The organism is Cryobacterium sp. SO2 (assembly GCF_026151165.2).
In the GTDB taxonomy this organism is placed as follows: Bacteria; Actinomycetota; Actinomycetes; order Actinomycetales; family Microbacteriaceae; genus Cryobacterium.
The window spans coordinates 2,063,214-2,081,017 of record NZ_CP117849.1 but is presented as its reverse complement, the minus strand read 5'-3'; the positions used below and the strand labels follow the sequence as shown (position 1 = coordinate 2,081,017).

Sequence of the window (17,804 nt, the reverse complement as noted above, 5' to 3'; positions counted from 1 at the left end):
CGCCGGCGGCTCCCAGTGCGGCTCCCGGTGGCACAGCAGTGTCGGTGGCACTGCATAGACTCGAATGGTGTCAATTTCCCAGGTAGAGCACGGCTCTCAACTCAGTGTCCGCGGTGCACGCGTGCACAATCTGCACAACGTCAACCTCGACATCCCGCGCGACTCGCTCGTGGTGTTCACCGGCCTCTCCGGATCCGGCAAATCATCATTGGCCTTCGACACCATCTTCGCCGAGGGCCAGCGCCGCTACGTCGAATCGCTGTCGGCCTACGCCCGGCAATTCCTCGGTCAGGTCGACCGCCCTGACGTCGACTTCATCGAGGGCCTGAGCCCGGCCGTGTCGATCGACCAGAAGTCCACCAACCGCAACCCGCGGTCCACGGTGGGTACCATCACCGAGATCTACGACTACATGCGCCTGCTCTGGGCGCGCATCGGCGTGCCGCACTGCGCGATCTGCGGGGAGATCATCCAGTCCCAGACCGTGCAGCAGATCGCCGACCAGCTGATGGAGATGGAGACCGGGGTCCGGTATCAGATCCTCAGCCCCGTCGTCTCGCAGAAGAAGGGCGAATTCGTCGACCTGTTCAAGGAGCTCGCCGCAGCCGGCTACTCCCGCGCCATGGTCGACGGCACCCAGATCCAGCTGAACGAACCGCCCACCCTCAAGAAGCAGGTCAAGCACGACATCTCCGTCGTCGTCGACCGCCTCGTGGCCGGCCCCGACCTGCTCAGCCGGCTCACCGACTCGCTCGAGACGGCGCTCAAACTCACCGACGGCCTCGTGCAGGTCAACTACGTCGACCTCACCGGAGACGACGCCTGGGAGAGCTACTCCGAGAAGCTGTCCTGCCCGAACAACCACCCGGTTCAGCTCACCGAGATCGAGCCGCGCACGTTCTCGTTCAACGCACCGTTCGGCGCCTGCCCCGAGTGCTCCGGCCTCGGCACCCGGATGTCCGTCGACGAAGACCTGCTGCTCGGTGACCCGTCGCTCAGCATCGCCGAAGGCGTCGTGCTGCCCTGGACCACCCAGGGCAAGGGCCTGTTCCAGTACTACGAGAAGCTCCTCGACGGCCTCGCCCGCGACCTCAAGTTCTCGCTCGACACCCCCTGGAAGAAGCTTCCGGAGGAGGTGCGCACCGCGGTCATGCGCGGCGACAACTTCGAGGTCAAGGTGAAGTGGAAGAACCGCTATGGCCGGGAGATGAGCTACACCTCCGGCTTCGAAGGCGTGGTTCCCTACATCGAACGCCAGTTCCTCCAGGCCGAGACCGACACCCAGCGCCAGCGCTGGGGAGAATACCTGCGTGAGGTCGACTGCCCCGTCTGCGACGGCACCCGGCTCAAGCCCGAGGTGCTCGCCGTTCTTGTGCACGAGAAGAGCATCGCGGACATCTGCCGGCTCAGCCTGTCCGATGCCCGGTCGTTCATGGACAAGCTCGAACTGACCGACCGGGAGAAGACCATCGCGGCCCAGGTGCTGCGCGAGATCAAGGTGCGCCTGGACTTCCTCCTCCAGGTGGGCCTGAACTACCTCAGCCTGGCCCGCGCGGCCGGCACCCTCTCCGGCGGCGAGGCGCAGCGCATCCGCCTGGCCACTCAGATCGGTTCGGGGCTCACCGGTGTGCTGTACGTGCTCGACGAGCCCAGTATCGGCCTGCACCAGCGCGACAACCGGCGCCTCATCGAGACCCTCGTGGCCCTGCGTGACCTCGGCAACACCCTGATCGTGGTCGAGCACGACGAGGACACCATCAAGACCGCCGACTGGGTCGTCGACATCGGCCCTGGCGCCGGTGTCAACGGCGGCCACGTGGTGCACTCCGGGTCGTACGAGGACCTGCTCACCAACACGAAGTCGCTCACCAGCGACTACCTGTCCGGCCGCAAGTCGATCGCCACGCCGACGACACGACGGCCGCTCGACCCCGAGCGGGAGATCACCGTCGTTGGCGCAGAGGCCAACAACCTCAGGAAGGTCACGGTCAAGTTCCCGCTGGGCGTCTTCACCGCCGTCACCGGCGTGAGCGGCTCCGGCAAGTCCTCGCTCGTCAACGACGTGCTCTACCGGGTGCTCGCCAACCGGCTGAACGGTGCCCGCAAGCTGCCCGGCCGGCACACCAAGGTCACCGGCCTCGACCAGCTGGACAAGGTCATCCACGTCGACCAGGCCCCGATCGGGCGCACCCCGCGCTCGAACCCGGCCACCTACACCGGCGTGTTCGACAAGATCCGCACGCTGTTCGCCGAGACCATGGAGGCCAAGGCCCGCGGCTACCTGCCCGGCCGGTTCAGCTTCAACGTCAAGGGCGGCCGCTGCGAGGCCTGCTCGGGCGACGGCACCATCAAGATCGAGATGAACTTCCTGCCGGATGTGTACGTGGCCTGCGAGGTCTGCGGGGGCGCACGGTACAACCGCGACACCCTCACCGTGCACTACAAGGGCAAGAACATCGCCGAGGTCCTCGACATGCCGATCAGCGAGGCGGCCGAGTTCTTCGAACCGATCTCCTCGATCCACCGGTTCTTGAAGACCCTCGTCGAGGTGGGCCTCGGCTACGTGCGCCTCGGCCAGAGCGCCACGACGCTCTCCGGCGGGGAGGCCCAGCGGGTCAAGCTCGCCACGGAACTGCAGCGCCGCTCCAACGGGCGCAGCGTGTACGTGCTCGACGAGCCGACCACCGGTCTGCACTTCGAAGACGTGCGGAAGCTTCTCCTGGTGCTCAACAGTCTCGTCGACAAGGGAAACACCGTCATCGTGATCGAGCACAACCTCGATGTGATCAAGTCCGCGGACTGGGTCATCGACCTGGGCCCAGAGGGCGGTTCAGGCGGCGGCAAGGTGCTGGCGACCGGTACCCCCGAGCACGTAGCCGGCGTGAAGAAGAGCCACACCGGAATGTTCCTGAAGGAGGTCCTCGCCGGGCGCTAGGCGGAGGAAGACCATGTCTGATGCGTTGAGCTATCGCCCGAAACCGGGCGAAATCCCCACCGAACCCGGGGTCTACAGGTTCCGTGACGCCTCCCGCCGGGTGCTCTATGTGGGCAAGGCGAAGAACCTCCGCGCCCGGCTGAGCAACTACTTCGCCCCGCTGAGCAGCCTGCACGACCGCACCCGGCGGATGGTGACCACGGCGACGAGCGTCGAATGGACGACGGTCGGCACCGAAGTCGAGGCGCTGCAACTCGAGTGGACCTGGATCAACGAGTTCGATCCGCCGTTCAATGTGCAGTTCAAGGACGACAAGTCCTACCCGTACCTCGCGGTGACCCTCGCCGACGAGGCCCCGCGGGCCCTGGTGACCCGCACCACGGGCATCAAGGGCGCGCGGTACTTCGGCCCGTACCCCAAGGTGTGGGCCGTGCACGAGACCATCGACCTGATGCTCAAGGCCTTCCCGATCCGCACCTGCAACAACTCCAACTACAAACGCGCCATGCAGTCGGGCAAGCCGTGCTTCGCCGGTCAGATCGGCCGTTGCTTCGGCCCCTGCTCCGGCAAGGTGGGCATCGAGGAACACCGCAAGACCGTCAACGAGTTCGTGAGCTTCATGGGGAGCCAGGACCGCAAGCTGATCAACACCCTCGTCGCGCAGATGAAGGATGCCGCGCTCGCGCAGGACTACGAGCTGGCCGCCCGACGCCGCGACCAGGTCAAGGCGCTCGAAGCGGTGCTCGAGAAGAGCGCGGTGGTGCTGCGCGACAACGTGGACATCGACCTCTTCGCGATCGAACAGGACGAGTTGGCTGCGGCCGTGCAGCTGTTCATCGTGCGTGGCGGTCGCATCCGTGGTGTGCACGGCTGGGTGGTCGACAAGGAACTCGACCTGTCCATGAGCGAACTCATCGATTCGACCATGCAGACCGCGTACACCGGCGGCGCCGTGCCGCCGCGGGAGATCGTGCTGCCGGAGCTGCCGGACGACGCCGACGCTCTCGAGGGCTGGCTCGGCGAGATCGCGCACCGCAAGGTGCGTCTCGTGGCCGCCCAGCGCGGGGAGAAGGCGGCTCTGCTCGCCACCGCGGCGCAGAACGCCAAACAGGCGCTGATGCTCTACAAGACCCGGCGCAGCTCGGACTTCGTCGCCCGGTCCAAGGCCCTCGAGGACCTCCAGGAGGCCCTGGGCATGGAGACCGCTCCGCTGCGGATGGAATGCTACGACGCATCGCACCTGGGCGGAACGAACATCGTGGCCTCGATGGTGGTCTTCGAAGACGGCCTGCCGCGCAAGGACGAGTACCGCCGCTTCAGCGTTCCCGAGTCCACCGACGACACCGACTCCCTCTACCGCGTGCTCACCCGGCGGCTGGCGTACCTGGTGCCCAATGACGCCACCCCGGAGGCGCTGCCGAAGGGCGGCGTCATTACCCTGACCGATGGAGACGATCCCCTCGTCGACCCGGCCCCCGATGAGTCGGCGGCAGGCCCGGCCGTCGACGCCGACAGCCCTGAGGTCGCCGCCAAGCGCAAGAAGTTCCGGTACCAGCCCAATCTCCTGATCGTCGACGGCGGCCAACCTCAGGTCGCCGCGGCGGCCAGGGCGCTGCGCGAGTCCGGGGTGGAAGGGATCACCCTGTGCGGCATCGCCAAGCGTCTCGAGGAGATCTGGCTGCCGGACTCCGACTATCCGGTCATCCTGCCGCGCAACAGCGACGCCCTGTTCCTGATCCAGCGCATCCGCGACGAGGCTCACCGCTTCGCGATCACCCACCAACGGGCCAGGCGCAAGCGCGATATCAACACAGTTCTCGGTGAAATCCCCGGCCTCGGCCCGGCCCGGATCAAGGTGCTCCTGCAGCACTTCGGCTCTGTCACCCGTCTGCGGGAGGCCTCCGTCGACTCGATCGCCGAGATCAGGGGCATCGGACCGACCCTCGCAGAGGGCATCCACCAGCACCTGCGCGCCTGAAGTCGCCGCCCGGTCGATAGGCTGGACAGACACCCACCTCGACCGAAGGCATAATCCAGCATGAGCACGGAGACCGAGAAGCAGGAGATGCTCATCGTCACCGGCATGTCCGGCGCCGGACGATCGACCGTGGCGAACGCGCTGGAAGACCTCGGCTGGTACGTCGTCGACAACCTGCCGCCGCAGATGCTCCGCCCCCTCGTGGACATGGTCGGCCGGGCCGGCACGAGCCTGCCCAAGATCGCCGCCGTCGTCGACATCCGCGGCCGGGACTTCTTCGGCGACTTCCAAGAACTCGTCCAGGCGCTCCGCACCGGCACCCAGGTGCGCGTCATCTTCCTCGAGGCCCGCGACGACGTACTCGTGCGGCGCTTCGAAGCGGTCAGGCGCCCACATCCGCTGCAGGGCGAAGGCACCATCCTCGACGGCATCTCGGCCGAACGCACCCGGCTGGCGGTCGTGCGCGAATCCTGCGACGTCGTCATCGACACCTCAGACCTCAACATCCACCAGCTGGCCACCACCATCACCGAACGCTTCGCCGCCGAAAACGCGGCCGGCCTGCACCTCACGGTGATGAGCTTCGGGTTCAAGTACGGGCTCCCCACCGACGTGGACATGGTTGCGGACGCCCGCTTCCTGCCCAACCCGTTCTGGATCCCCGACCTGCGCCCGCACACTGGGCTGGACCCCGAAGTCAGCGACTATGTTCTCGGTCAGGAGGGGGCACGGGAGTTCATCGACAACTATGCCGCCGCCATCAGGCCGGTCCTGGCCGGCTACCAGCGCGAGAACAAGCGCCACGCCACCATCGCCATCGGATGCACCGGCGGCAAGCACCGCTCCGTCGCCATGGCGCGGGAACTGGCCAAGCTCCTCCAAGAATTTCCCGGCGTCGCGGTCAGCCTCAAGCACCGCGACCTCGGACGAGAATAACAACAGGCCGCCGCTATCATGATGGCCGGCCCGAACAACAGAATGGACATGACGATTGGCACTCACCATCGACGTCAAAGATGAACTAGCACGCGTCGAGGTCTCGAAAACCACGGTCCGCGCGGCCGAACTGGCGACGATCCTACGTTTCTCCGGCGGCCTGCACATGATCTCCGGCCGCATCGCGATCGAGTCCGAGCTGGACACCCCCCTCCTGGCTCGCCGGGTGCGGAAAGATCTCGCCGAACTCTACGGAGTGCGCAGCGATGTCACCGTTATCACGGCGTCCGGGCTCCGCCGCACCAACCACTACCTGGTGCGGGTACTCGACGGCGGAGAGACCCTGGCGAGGCAGACCGGTCTGCTCGACGCCAGGCGCCGCCCCATCCGCGGGCTGCCGAACCGTTTGACGACCGGCTCCAAGGATGAGATCGCGGCGGTCTGGCGCGGTGCGTTTCTGGCGACAGGCTCGCTCACCGACCCCGGCCGCTCGGCGGCCCTGGAAGTGGTGTGCCCGGGCAACGAGGCCGCGATGGCCATCGTCGGCGCGGCCGGTCGGCTGGGCATCGTCGCCAAGGCCAGGGAAGTACGCGGGGTGCACCGTGTCGTGATCCGTGACGGCGACGCCATCGGCGCGATGCTCGTGCAGATGGGCGCGCAGGAGACCGTGCTCAACTGGGAAGCCCTGCGCCAGCGCCGCGAGGTGCGGGCAACGGCCAACCGCCTGGTCAACTTCGACGACGCCAACCTGCGCCGCTCGGCACAGGCAGCCGTCGCGGCGTGCGCCAGGGTCGACAGGGCCATGGAGATCCTCGGCGACGACATCCCCGAGCACCTCAGGTACGCGGGGGAGCTGCGGTTGTCCTTCCGCGATTCCAGCCTCGACGAACTCGGCCACCACGCCGATCCGCCGATGACGAAGGACGCCGTCGCCGGCCGGATCCGCCGGCTTCTGGCCATGGCCGACAAGAAGGCCGTCGACCTGGGCATCCCTGGAACCGACGCGAACCTCCCCGCCGACCTCGACGACGTCTGAACTCTCACCGGTGCCTCTGCCGGGCCCCCGTCCGGGGGAAGAGGGGACTAACGTCCCCTGTTCACCTGAGTAGACTAAAAAGGTCACTTACAGTGCAGATGGCGTGAGAAATCGCGCCGCTGCCACATAAATGAGGAGATACGAGCTATGGCCGAATACACCCTGCCTGAACTGGCTTACGACTACTTGGCGCTCGCGCCGAGCATCAGCGGCACCATCATGGAGCTCCACCACAGCAAGCACCACCAGGCTTACGTGACCGGAGCGAACACCGCGCTCGCCCAGCTGGCAGAGGCCCGGGATTCCGGCAGCCTTGTGTACGTCAACAAGCTCGAGAAGGACCTTGCGTTCAATCTCGGCGGCCACGTCAACCACTCGATCTTCTGGACGAACATGTCCCCGAACGGCGGCGACAAGCCCGTTGGCGAACTCGCCAGCGCGATCGATGACTTCTTCGGGTCCTTCGACAAGTTCCAGGCTCACTTCGCGGCCACCGCGATGGGCGTGCAGGGCTCCGGCTGGTCGGTGCTGGCCTGGGATTCGATCGGGCAGCGCCTGATCATCCAGCAGTTCTTCGACCAGCAGGCGAACTTCGCGGCCGGAACCGTTCCCCTCCTCATGCTCGACGTCTGGGAGCACGCGTACTACCTCGACTACCAGAACGTGCGCGCCGACTACGTCAAGGCGTTCTGGAACATCGTCGACTGGGAGAACGTCCAGGCACGCTTCGTCACCGCCAGGGAGAAGACCAGCGGCCTACTGCTGCTGTCCTGACGCGTTCCCCCCTCTAACCTTCAGTTTTTTTCATTCCCATCACCGGCGCCACACGCGCCATCAATAACAGGAGTCATTCGTGTCTGTAAAGATTGGTATTAACGGATTTGGCCGCATCGGCCGCAACTACCTGCGCGCCGCCCTGGCCCAGGGCAGCGACATCGAGATTGTCGCGGTCAACGACCTCACCGACACCAAGACGCTGGCCCACTTGCTCAAATACGACTCCATCACGGGTCGTCTGGACGCCACCGTCTCCGTCGAGGGAGATTCCATCCTCGTCAACGGCAAGCCGATCAAGGTTCTCGCCGAGCGCGACCCGGCCAACCTCCCCTGGGGTGCCCTGGGCGTCGACATCGTGATCGAGTCGACCGGCCGTTTCACCAAGGCTGACGATGCGCGCAAGCACATCACCGCCGGTGCCAAGAAGGTCATCGTCTCCGCTCCCGCCACCGGCGACGTTGCGACGATCGTCATGGGCGTCAACGAGGAGACCTACGACTCCGCGAAGTTCGACATCATCTCGAACGCATCCTGCACCACGAACTGCCTCGCACCGCTGGCCAAGGTCTTCAACGACAACTTCGGCATCAAGAGTGGCCTCATGACCACCATCCACGCCTACACCGCAGACCAGAACCTGCAGGATGGCCCGCACAGCGACCTGCGTCGCGCCCGCGCCGCCGCCGTCAACATCATCCCGACGTCCACCGGTGCCGCCAAGGCCCTGGGCATCGTCCTCCCGGAGCTCGCCGGCAAGCTTGACGGCTTCGCACTGCGCGTACCCGTGCCCACCGGTTCCATCACCGACCTGACCGTCATCGCCGAGAAGCCGGTCACCGTCGAAGCCATCAAGGCCGCGTACAAGGCAGCAGCAGAGGGCCCCCTCAAGGGCATCCTGATGTACACCGAAGACGAGATCGTCTCCAGCGACATCGTCACCGACCCGCACTCCTCGATCTTCGACGCCGGCCTGCTGCGCGTCCTGGGCGACCAGGTCAAGCTGTCCTCCTGGTACGACAACGAGTGGGGCTACTCCAACCGCATGGTTGACCTCACCGAGTTCGTCGCCGAGCGTCTCTAACTAGGGGACACGCAGTGACGCTTCGCACTATCGAATCGCTGGGATCGCTCCACGGCAAGCGCGTCATCGTTCGGTGTGATCTGAACGTTCCGTTGAAAGACGGCCAGATCACCGACGATGGCCGCGTGCGGGCGTCCCTGCCCACCCTCAAGGCTCTGGTCGAGCAGGGTGCCCGTCTGGTGATCGTTTCTCACCTCGGGCGCCCTGACGGCCAGGTCAACCTGAAGTACAGCCTGGCGCCGGTTGCGGCGCGCCTGGCTGAACTGATCGGTTCCCCGGTGGCCTTCGCCACTGACACCGTCGGCGACTCCGCGCAGGCTGCGGTTGCAGCCCTGACGGACGGCGGCATCGTCGTGCTGGAGAACCTCCGCTTCAACGCGGGGGAGACCAGCAAGGTCGAGTCCGAGCGTGTGGCCTTCGCCACTGAGCTCGCGTCCCTCGGTGACGCTCTCGTCTCCGACGGCTTCGGTGTCGTTCACCGCAAGCAGGCCAGCGTCTTCGACCTGGCCCAGATCCTGCCGAGCGCTGCCGGCCTGCTCATCGCAGCAGAGCTCGACGTGCTCGACCGCCTCACCGAGAAGCCGGAGGCGCCGTACACGGTGATCCTCGGCGGCTCGAAGGTGTCGGACAAGCTCGGTGTCATCGGTCACCTGCTTCCGCGGGTGAACTCGCTCCTGATCGGTGGCGGCATGCTGTTCACCTTCCTCGCGGCCCAGGGCCACAAGGTCGGCGCCAGCCTGCTCGAGGTCGACCAGATCGAAACCGTTCGCGGCTACCTCGCCGAGGCCGACCGCCTGGGCGTGAAGATCGTCCTTCCGACCGACGTCGTCGTCGCCTCCAAGTTCGGAGCAGACGCCGAGTACGTCACCACCCCGGCCAACGAGATCGAGGACACCCCGTTCGGCGCAGCCGGACTGGGCCTGGACATCGGTCCGGACACCGCAGCCGCATTCGCCGCGATCATCCGCGACTCGAAGACGGTGTTCTGGAACGGCCCGATGGGCGTGTTCGAGTTGGCACCATTCGCTGACGGCACCCGCACGGTTGCCGCCGCACTCACCGAGGTCAATGGGCTCAGCGTCGTCGGTGGAGGAGACTCCGCCGCGGCCGTGCGCATCCTCGGTTTCAACGATGACCAGTTCGGTCATATTTCTACCGGCGGTGGCGCCAGCCTCGAGTTCCTCGAGGGCAAGCGACTGCCAGGACTGGAGGTCCTCGGATGGCAGTAAACACGCGTGTTCCACTGATCGCAGGCAACTGGAAGATGAACCTGGACCACCTCCAGGCCATCGCTTTCGTCCAGAAGCTTGCCTGGAGCCTCAAGGACGCCGGCCACGACTTCACGTCGACCGAGGTTGCCGTGTTCCCCCCGTTCACCGACCTCCGCAGCGTCCAGACGCTCGTGGCAGCCGACAAGCTGCCCCTCGCGTACGGCGGCCAGGATGTCTCCACTCAGGAGTCCGGCGCATACACCGGCGAGATCTCGGCTGCTTTCCTGGCCGCGCTCGAATGCCAGTACGTGCTCATCGGTCACTCCGAGCGGCGCACCCTGCACAATGAGACCGACGATGTCGTTGCCGCCAAGGTGACGGCAGCGCTTGGACACAACCTGGTTCCGATCATCTGCGTCGGCGAGACCGCCGCAGACCTGGAACTGCACGGCCCGAGCGCCGTCCCCGTTGCTCAGCTGAAGGCAGCCCTTGCCGGAGTCGACAACGCAGCGGACATCGTGGTTGCCTACGAGCCGGTCTGGGCCATCGGCTCCGGCCAGGCGGCAACGCCGGAGCAGGCGGAGCAGGTCGCGGCCGCGCTGCGCCTGACGCTCGCCGAGGTCCTCGGCCAGGACGTGGCCGACAAGACCCGCATCCTCTATGGCGGTTCGGTCAAGGGCGTCAACATCGCCGGCTTCATGAAGGAGCCGAACGTCGATGGTGCCCTCGTCGGCGGTGCCAGCCTGGACATCACCGAGTTCTCCAGCATCGTCCGCTTCCAGAAGCACGTCGGACTGTAGCGTTCACCCGTCGTGCCCCTCGTGAGGGGGGTGCGGCGGGTTTCGTCTGCCGTCAGGCTATAATTGCCAGTGGTCTTGGTGGAGCTCTAGCGCCCATCGTTTTGTGAAAGGTTTCGCGTGGAGATTCTCCAGGTTGTATTGCAGGTCTTGCTCGGTATTACGAGCCTCCTGCTCACCATGCTCATTCTGCTGCACAAGGGACGCGGTGGTGGGCTGTCGGACATGTTCGGCGGCGGCGTCACCTCGAACCTCGGCGCCTCCGGCGTCGCCGAACGTAACCTCAACCGCATCACGATCATCCTGGCCGTACTGTGGATCTCCTGCATCGTCGTGCTGGGCCTGATCACCAAATTCGATACCGGAGCCTGATGTCGGCGCCGGATGAGGACTGCAGCACCACGCGGTCCTAGCCCGGCACAAGCGTCACGCACCAGACTCGCGACCTCGTCGCATCCGGTTTCCCACGGCGGAACCGGACATGAGTGGCATAACCCGAATACGCCGAACAGTTTTTAAGCGGAGGAACACAATGGCATCTGGTGGAAGCGCAATTCGCGGCTCGCGAGTCGGAGCCGGCCCCATGGGCGAGCAGGACCGCGGTTTTCACGCCGATCGCATCCGGGTGTCCTACTGGGACGCTCTCGGCAACGAAACCGTTCGCTACTTCGCCGCGAACCTGCCCGACGAAGAGATCCCCGACACGATCGACTGCCCGTCGTCCGGCCTGCCCGCCGGCCGCGACAAGGAGAACCCGCCGTCGGTGGTCAAGCTCGAACCGTACAAGACGCACCTGGCATACGTGAAGGAGCGCCGCACCGAAGAGGAAGCGGAGTCCCTCCTCGAGGAGGCACTCCAGCAGCTTCGTGTGCGCAGGGGCAAGCTGAGCGCAACGAACTAACCCAGCACAACCAACAGGCTCGACGCATCCCAGGGATGCACGAGAAAAGCGCATCGGTTCCGAGGAACCGATGCGCTTTTCGCGTTGCAGGCGGGCTAGTGAGGCTGCGCGATGAGGTTCTCCGGAACCTCAGCGGCCGCCTCACCATCGACGAAGAAGTCGGTGTAGTGGCGACCACGGATGCCCGCAACGGGAACCTCGTCACGGCTGGCACCGGCCAGGGCCAGGCCGAGGGCCGACGCCTTGTCAGAGCCGGAGACGACGAGCCAGATCCGCTCGGATGAATTGAGCACCCAGCGGGTCAGGCTCACCCGCTCCGGCGGCGGCTTCGGCGAGTTCAACACGGCGATGACCGTGAGATCGTTCTCCCTGATGCCCTGCATGTGCGGGAAGAGCGATGCAATGTGACCATCAGCCCCCACACCGAGGAACGTCACATCGAACTGCGGAACCAGGGCGTCCGGGGCCGCCATGGACTTCAGCTCCGCCGCGTAGCGGTCGGCCGCGGCGTCGAGATCCAAACCCTCATCGGAGGCCGGGTACGTGTGCACGTTCCGGGCCGGGATAGTGATGTGGTCGAGCAGGGCGGTACGCGCCTGCACCTCGTTGCGATCGGAATGCCCGCGGGGAACCCAGCGCTCGTCGCCCCACCAGAAGTCGATCTTGGCCCAGTCGACACTGTCGCGGTCGGGGGACGCGTTGATCGCCTCGAGTACCGCGGTGCCGACGGTGCCGCCGGTGAGGACCACATGGGCGTGGCCTTGTTCGTGCAGGATGTCGGCCATCTTGGTGATGAACCTGGTGGCGACGGAGGCCACGAGGGCGGCCTTGTCGTCGTGCACCAGCACGCGTCTGTCGTGCGTCATGAGCGGGCTCCGGCCGTGTCCTGAGCGGCCAGTGCGCTGGGTCCGGCGAGCTGGGGGAGGCCCTGGGTGATGACCTCGCCGAAGAGCTCGTCGGGGTCCAGCCGGCGCAATTCATCGCTCAGGCAATCCCGCAGGCTGCGGCGCTTGAGGGTGAGGTCCTGCACCGGCTGACCTGACTGGGTGAGCGTGGCGATACCCGGCACCTCACGTTCGAGCGAGATGACTCCGGATGCCCGGGTGAGGTGAACACCGCGGATACCGTTGGAGTTCTCACCCGAGGTGAGTTCGTAGTCCACATTCACCTGCAACGCCAGCTGCAACCAGGCGGCGAGGAGAGTGGTGGACGGGGAGTCCAGGGCGCCGCTGACGGACACCGCCGTGATCGACTCGTACGGTGGCTGGTCGAGCACGGCAGCGAGCTGCGCACGCCAGAGCGTCAGACGCGTCCAAGCGAAGTCGGTGTCACCGGGACGGTAGGTCGTGCAGAGCCGGGTGAGTGCAGCCTGCGGGTCAGCCTGCGCGGACGCGTCGGTGATACGACGGTACGCGATGCGTCCCAGCGGTGATTCTGCCGGCACCTCTGGCGCCTCGCCCGGCCACCAGGCCACGACGGGAGCATCCGGCAGCAGGAGCCCGGTGACGAGGCTTTCCGGGTCGCTGGCGGCATCGCCGTACGCGCGCAGCACGATGACTTCGCTCGCCCCGGCGTCGCCGCCGACACGGATCTCGGCATCGACCCGCGGCTCGCAGGCCGTGGTGACATCCGCCTGGGTCGAGAGAACGATGACGCGCATCGGGTGTTCCCGCGAGGCGTCGTTGGCGGCCTCGATGGCCTCCTCCTCGTGGCCGAGTTCGGCGGCGATGATGAGGGTGAGCACCCGGCCGAGGGCGACAGCGCCGCCCTCTTCCCTGATGCGCACAAGCGCCTTGGAAATCTTGGCGGTGGTGGTGTCCGGCAGATCGACGATCATGGGCGTCTCCAGTTCCGGCCGTCTCGTGACAGCAGTTCGTCGGCTGATGCGGGCCCCCAGGTTCCAGGTCGGTATTGTTCCGGTTGGCCCTGGGTGGTCCAGAACTCTTCGATCGGGTCGAGGATCTTCCACGATAGCTCTACTTCTTCATGGCGGGGGAAGAGGGGCGGGTCGCCGAGCAGCACGTCGAGGATCAGCCGTTCGTAGGCTTCGGGGCTCGCTTCGGTGAAGGCGTGCCCGTAACCGAAGTCCATGGTCACGTCGCGCACCTGCATGCCGACACCGGGGACCTTGGAGCCGAAGCGGATGGTGACGCCCTCGTCGGGTTGAACCCTGATGACCAGGGCGTTCTCACCGAGCGCCGCGGTCTGGCTCTTCTCGAACAGGTACTGCGGGGCCCGCTTGAACACCACGGCGATCTCCGTGACCCGGCGACCGAGGCGCTTGCCGGCGCGCAGGTAGAACGGCACACCGGACCAGCGCCGCGTGTCGATCTCCAGGCGGAGGGCCGCATACGTTTCCGTGAGGGACTCCGGGTTCATGCCGTCCTCTTCGAGGAAGCCGAGGATCTTCTCGCCGCCCTGCCAGCCGCCGGCGTACTGGCCGCGGGCTGTGCCCGTCGCCAGGTCTTCCGGCAGGCGCACGGAGGCGAGCACCTTTTCCTTCTCGGTGCGCAGGTCGGCTGCGTCGAACGAGATCGGCTCTTCCATGGCGGTGAGCGCCAGGAGCTGCAGGAGGTGGTTCTGGATGACGTCGCGCGCGGCACCGATGCCGTCGTAATACCCGGCCCGTCCGCCGACGCCGATGTCCTCGGCCATGGTGATCTGCACGTGGTCGACGTAGTTGGCGTTCCAGATCGGTTCGTACAGCTGGTTCGCGAAGCGCAGCGCCAGGATGTTCTGCACCGTCTCCTTGCCCAGGTAGTGGTCGATGCGGAACACCGAGTCGGCCGGGAAGACCGACTCGACGACGTCGTTCAGTTCGCGTGCCGTCTTCAGATCGCTGCCGAACGGCTTCTCGATGACGACGCGGCGCCACTGGCCGTTCTTCTGCTCGGCCAGGCCGGAGCGGCGCAGCTGTTCGGTGACCTGAGGGAAGGCCTTCGGCGGGATCGACAGGTAGAACGCATGGTTGCCCATGGTTCCACGCTCGCGGTCGAGTTCCTCGATCGTCTCTTTGAGGAGCTCGAATGCGGCGTCGTCATCGAAGGTACCCGGAACGAACCGGATCCCCTCGGCCAACTGCGCCCAGACGTCCTCGTGGAACTCGGTGCGCGCGTACTCCTTGACGGAGTCGTGCACCACCTGCATGAAGTCCTGGTTGTCCCAATCCCGCCGGGCGAACCCGACGAGGGCGAAACCGGGCGGCAACAGCCCTCGGTTCGCCAGGTCATAGACGGCTGGCATGAGTTTCTTCCGCGACAGGTCTCCGGTCACGCCGAAGATGACGAGGCTGGAGGGCCCCGCAATCCGGTTCAGGCGATAGTCGGAGGGTGAACGCAGCGGATTGAACTCCGGGGTGATTTCCACCGGGGACATGCGGCTCCTTAGAAGATAAAGGCAGGGAATAAAGGCGGTGAGGGGCGAAGACTCGACCTAGCGAAGTGCCGCGAACAGAGTGTGGATGTTCGCCGCCGGGTCGGTCAACGTGAGAGTGAGTACCGGACGGCCCTGCTCGGCGAGGACGCTGGCGTCACCAGCGGCCTGAGCCTGGATGAGCTCACCGAAGGTGAACGGGCGATCCGGGATCTCGAGGTCCTCTGCGGGGGTGCTGAGGATCTGCAGGAACACGCCGGTGGGCGTGCCGCCTTTGTGGAACTGTCCGGTGGAGTGCAGGAACCGGGGTCCCCAGCCGAACGTGACCGGACGCTTGGACAACGTCGCCAGGAGTCCGCGGACCTCGGCGAGCTGGGGGAGTGCGAGACGGTCGATGTAGGCCTGCACGGCCACGTACCCGTCGGGTCCGAGTTCCTCGAGCAACGCGTCGACGGCGCTGGCCAGATCGCTGGCGGCACCGATCACGTGCGGGGTTCCGCGCACCTCGATACCGTCGGAGATGAACGCGGCAGGCTCGGGCTCCGGTCGGGAGTCCAGCAGGCCGCGGGCCCTGATCTTGGCTGACTCGACGTCGGGCTGGTCGAACGGGTTGATCCCGAGCAGCCGGCCCGCGACCGCGGTCGCATACTCCCAGACCAGGAACTGTGCGCCGAGTGTTCCGCTGACGCGGATCTCGTCTGCACCGTCATGGGCGGAGAAAACCTCGTCGCCGGCATCGTCCACGACCCGCACGATCTGGACGTCAGGCAGCTGAGCGGTGAGCTCCGGGGCGTCCAGGTCGAGAACAACGGGCAGGATGCCGGTACCGTTCTTGCCGGTGGACTCCGCGATCAGCTGTTCGGCCCAGTCGGCGAGACCCACAATGTGGGTGCCGTCGGCGACGATGGCCAGCTTGTCGCGGCGGGGGCTGGTCGCGGCGATAGCCGCGCCCAGGATAAGTCCCGGGTTGTCCTCGTTGTCGACCGCGAGTGCCAGCGAGACCGATTCGGCCTCGTCCAGCAGCTGGCCGATGTCTATGCCGGCCAGCCCGGACGGCACCAGACCGAACGCGGTGAGCGCCGAGAAGCGCCCGCCCACGGTAGGGTCTGCGGTGAACACCCGGTAGCCCGCCTCGGTGGCGGATGCCTCGAGCGGCGAGCCGGGGTCTGTCACCACGATGATGCGGTCGACGGGGTCGATGCCGATCTCGCGGAAGGCGCGTTCGAACACCCGGCGTTGGCTGTCGGTTTCGACGGTGCCGCCGGACTTCGACGACACCACGAGTGCGGTCGACTCCAGCCGGTCGCTCAGCGCCGCCAGAATCTGGCCGGGGTCGGTGGCGTCGAGGACGGTGAGGTCGACCCCGCTGGTGCGGGTGATGACCTCCGGCGCGAGCGAGGAACCGCCCATACCGGCTAGGGCGATGTGCGTGACGCCCGCGGCGGTCAACTCCTCGCGCAGGGCCAGGATCTCGGCGACGAGCGGGCGCGAGATGGCGACCGATTCGGTCCAGCCCAGTCGTTGACCGGCCTCGTCCTCAGCCTCCTGGCCCCACAGCGCGGGGTCGAGGGAGGTGATGCCAGAGGCGACGAGGTCGTCGACAAGGGTTGGCACTGCGGCGCGAACGGCGTCGGCCGCCGCGCCGCTCACCGAGATCCGAAAGCTCACTTGGCGGCTTCGAGTGCGATGGTCACCGTGTCGAGGAGTTCGTTCCAGGAAATGATGAACTTCGACACGCCTTCCTCTTCGAGCACCTTGGTGACGTCGTCGTAGGAGACGCCCTGGGCGGCGATGGCATCGAGAACGGCGTTGGCCGCGGCGTAGGCGCCGGTGACGGCACCGGCGACGATCACGCCGTGGTCGAAGGTGGCCTCGAGGGTCTTCTCCGGCATGGTGTTGACGACCTCGGGGGCGACGAGCTCGGTCACATAGAGGGTGTCCGGCAGCTCGGCCGACTTGACGCCGGTCGATGCCCAGAGCGGACGCTGCTTGTTGGCACCGGACGCGAGCAGGCCGGCGGCACGCTCGGTCGTGAAGGCCTGCTCGAAGACCTGGTAGGCGAGCTGGGCGTTGGCGACGCCGGCCTTGCTCTGCAGGGCGAGAGCCTCGGCGGTGCCGACGGCGGCGAGACGCTTGTCGATCTCGGTGTCGACGCGCGACACGAAGAACGACGCCACCGAGTGGATCGTGGACAGGTCGATGCCGGCGGCCTTGGCCTTCTCGAGACCGCTGAGGTACGCGTTGATGACGGCGCGGTACCGCTCGAGGCTGAAGATCAGGGTGACGTTGACGCTGATACCCAGCGCGATGGTCTCCGTGATGGCCTCGAGGCCCTCGATGGTCGCGGGGATCTTGATCATCGCGTTGGGGCGGTCGACCTTGGCCCAGAGCTGCTTGGCCTGGGCAAGGGTCTTGTCGGCGTCGCGCGCGAAGCCGGGCTCGACCTCGATCGAGACACGGCCGTCGAAGCCGTTGGTCGTGTCGTAGATCGGGCGGAAAATGTCGCAGGCTGCGGCGACGTCATCCGTGGTGATCTCGAACACAGCGTCGGTGACGTTGGTGCCGGCCGCGGCGAGGGTGGCGACCTGGTCCGCGTAGGCCTCGCCCTTGCTGAGCGCGCCGGCGAAGATCGTCGGGTTGGTGGTGACGCCGACGACGTTCTTCTCTTCGATGAGGGTCGTCAGTCCGCCGGACTGGATGCGCTGACGCGACAGGTCGTCCAGCCAGATGCTGACGCCCGCGGCGGAGAGTGCGGCGGTGGGGGTTGTTTCAGTCATGAA

General features: G+C 66.3%; 15 protein-coding genes. 10 read left to right on the top strand and 5 right to left on the bottom strand.

Translation table 11 applies throughout. The features are described from left to right. The first annotated feature begins 64 nt into the window (after nucleotides 1–64). The 10 genes from uvrA (at nucleotide 65) to BJQ94_RS09540 (ending at nucleotide 11,652) form a co-directional block, all read left to right on the top strand. On the top strand, nucleotides 65–2,935 hold the full coding sequence (gene uvrA, locus BJQ94_RS09585; RefSeq protein WP_265401000.1) for an excinuclease ABC subunit UvrA: 2,871 nt from the start codon (nucleotides 65–67) through the stop codon (nucleotides 2,933–2,935). A gap of 13 nt (nucleotides 2,936–2,948) precedes the next feature. Further along, nucleotides 2,949–4,913 carry an excinuclease ABC subunit UvrC gene (gene uvrC / locus BJQ94_RS09580; protein ID WP_265401001.1) on the top strand — a complete coding sequence of 655 codons (1,965 nt, stop codon included), beginning with the start codon at nucleotides 2,949–2,951 and terminating at the stop codon, nucleotides 4,911–4,913. A gap of 60 nt (nucleotides 4,914–4,973) precedes the next feature. After that, nucleotides 4,974–5,849 (top strand): RNase adapter RapZ, encoded by an 876-nt coding sequence (gene rapZ / locus BJQ94_RS09575; RefSeq protein WP_265401002.1) that lies wholly within the window; start codon nucleotides 4,974–4,976, stop codon nucleotides 5,847–5,849. A gap of 55 nt (nucleotides 5,850–5,904) precedes the next feature. Beyond that, nucleotides 5,905–6,885 carry a DNA-binding protein WhiA gene (gene whiA / locus BJQ94_RS09570; RefSeq protein WP_265401003.1) on the top strand — a complete coding sequence of 327 codons (981 nt, stop codon included), beginning with the start codon at nucleotides 5,905–5,907 and terminating at the stop codon, nucleotides 6,883–6,885. A 147-nt stretch (nucleotides 6,886–7,032) separates the two neighbouring features. After that, nucleotides 7,033–7,659 (top strand): superoxide dismutase, encoded by a 627-nt coding sequence (locus BJQ94_RS09565; protein ID WP_265401004.1) that lies wholly within the window; start codon nucleotides 7,033–7,035, stop codon nucleotides 7,657–7,659. Between the two features lie 79 nt (nucleotides 7,660–7,738). Next, entirely contained in the window at nucleotides 7,739–8,743 is a 1,005-nt protein-coding gene (gene gap / locus BJQ94_RS09560; RefSeq protein WP_104166280.1) for a type I glyceraldehyde-3-phosphate dehydrogenase, read from the top strand. A gap of 14 nt (nucleotides 8,744–8,757) precedes the next feature. After that, complete coding sequence (locus BJQ94_RS09555; protein WP_265401005.1) at nucleotides 8,758–9,972, top strand: phosphoglycerate kinase; 1,215 nt, start codon at nucleotides 8,758–8,760, stop codon at nucleotides 9,970–9,972. Further along, nucleotides 9,963–10,754, top strand: coding sequence for a triose-phosphate isomerase (gene tpiA / locus BJQ94_RS09550; protein WP_265401006.1), 792 nt, complete (start codon nucleotides 9,963–9,965; stop codon nucleotides 10,752–10,754). The genes BJQ94_RS09555 and tpiA overlap by 10 nt, the downstream gene beginning before the upstream one ends. 117 nt (nucleotides 10,755–10,871) lie before the next feature. Continuing rightward, nucleotides 10,872–11,123: a preprotein translocase subunit SecG gene (gene secG, locus BJQ94_RS09545; RefSeq protein ID WP_066595498.1), complete on the top strand. Its 252-nt coding sequence runs from the start codon at nucleotides 10,872–10,874 to the stop codon at nucleotides 11,121–11,123. Nucleotides 11,124–11,283: 160 nt separating this feature from the next. After that, nucleotides 11,284–11,652: an RNA polymerase-binding protein RbpA gene (locus BJQ94_RS09540; protein WP_066595496.1), complete on the top strand. Its 369-nt coding sequence runs from the start codon at nucleotides 11,284–11,286 to the stop codon at nucleotides 11,650–11,652. A 95-nt stretch (nucleotides 11,653–11,747) separates the two neighbouring features. Here the strand turns inward: BJQ94_RS09540 and pgl are convergent, their stop codons facing one another. From pgl to tal, 5 genes are read right to left on the bottom strand one after another with little or no spacing between them, the layout of a single operon-like run. Beyond that, a complete protein-coding gene (pgl, locus tag BJQ94_RS09535; protein WP_265401007.1) occupies nucleotides 11,748–12,518 on the bottom strand; it encodes a 6-phosphogluconolactonase in 771 nt (256 codons plus the stop codon). Continuing rightward, nucleotides 12,515–13,489: a glucose-6-phosphate dehydrogenase assembly protein OpcA gene (locus BJQ94_RS09530; protein ID WP_265401008.1), complete on the bottom strand. Its 975-nt coding sequence runs from the start codon at nucleotides 13,487–13,489 to the stop codon at nucleotides 12,515–12,517. Before BJQ94_RS09530 ends, pgl begins: the two co-directional genes overlap by 4 nt. Next, complete coding sequence (gene zwf, locus BJQ94_RS09525) at nucleotides 13,486–15,027, bottom strand: glucose-6-phosphate dehydrogenase (RefSeq protein ID WP_088456243.1); 1,542 nt, start codon at nucleotides 15,025–15,027, stop codon at nucleotides 13,486–13,488. Before zwf ends, BJQ94_RS09530 begins: the two co-directional genes overlap by 4 nt. A 57-nt stretch (nucleotides 15,028–15,084) precedes the next feature. Beyond that, nucleotides 15,085–16,692 (bottom strand): glucose-6-phosphate isomerase, encoded by a 1,608-nt coding sequence (locus tag BJQ94_RS09520; RefSeq protein WP_265401009.1) that lies wholly within the window; start codon nucleotides 16,690–16,692, stop codon nucleotides 15,085–15,087. Continuing rightward, nucleotides 16,689–17,801, bottom strand: coding sequence for a transaldolase (gene tal / locus BJQ94_RS09515; protein ID WP_265401010.1), 1,113 nt, complete (start codon nucleotides 17,799–17,801; stop codon nucleotides 16,689–16,691). Before tal ends, BJQ94_RS09520 begins: the two co-directional genes overlap by 4 nt. Nucleotides 17,802–17,804: the final 3 nt, after the last annotated feature.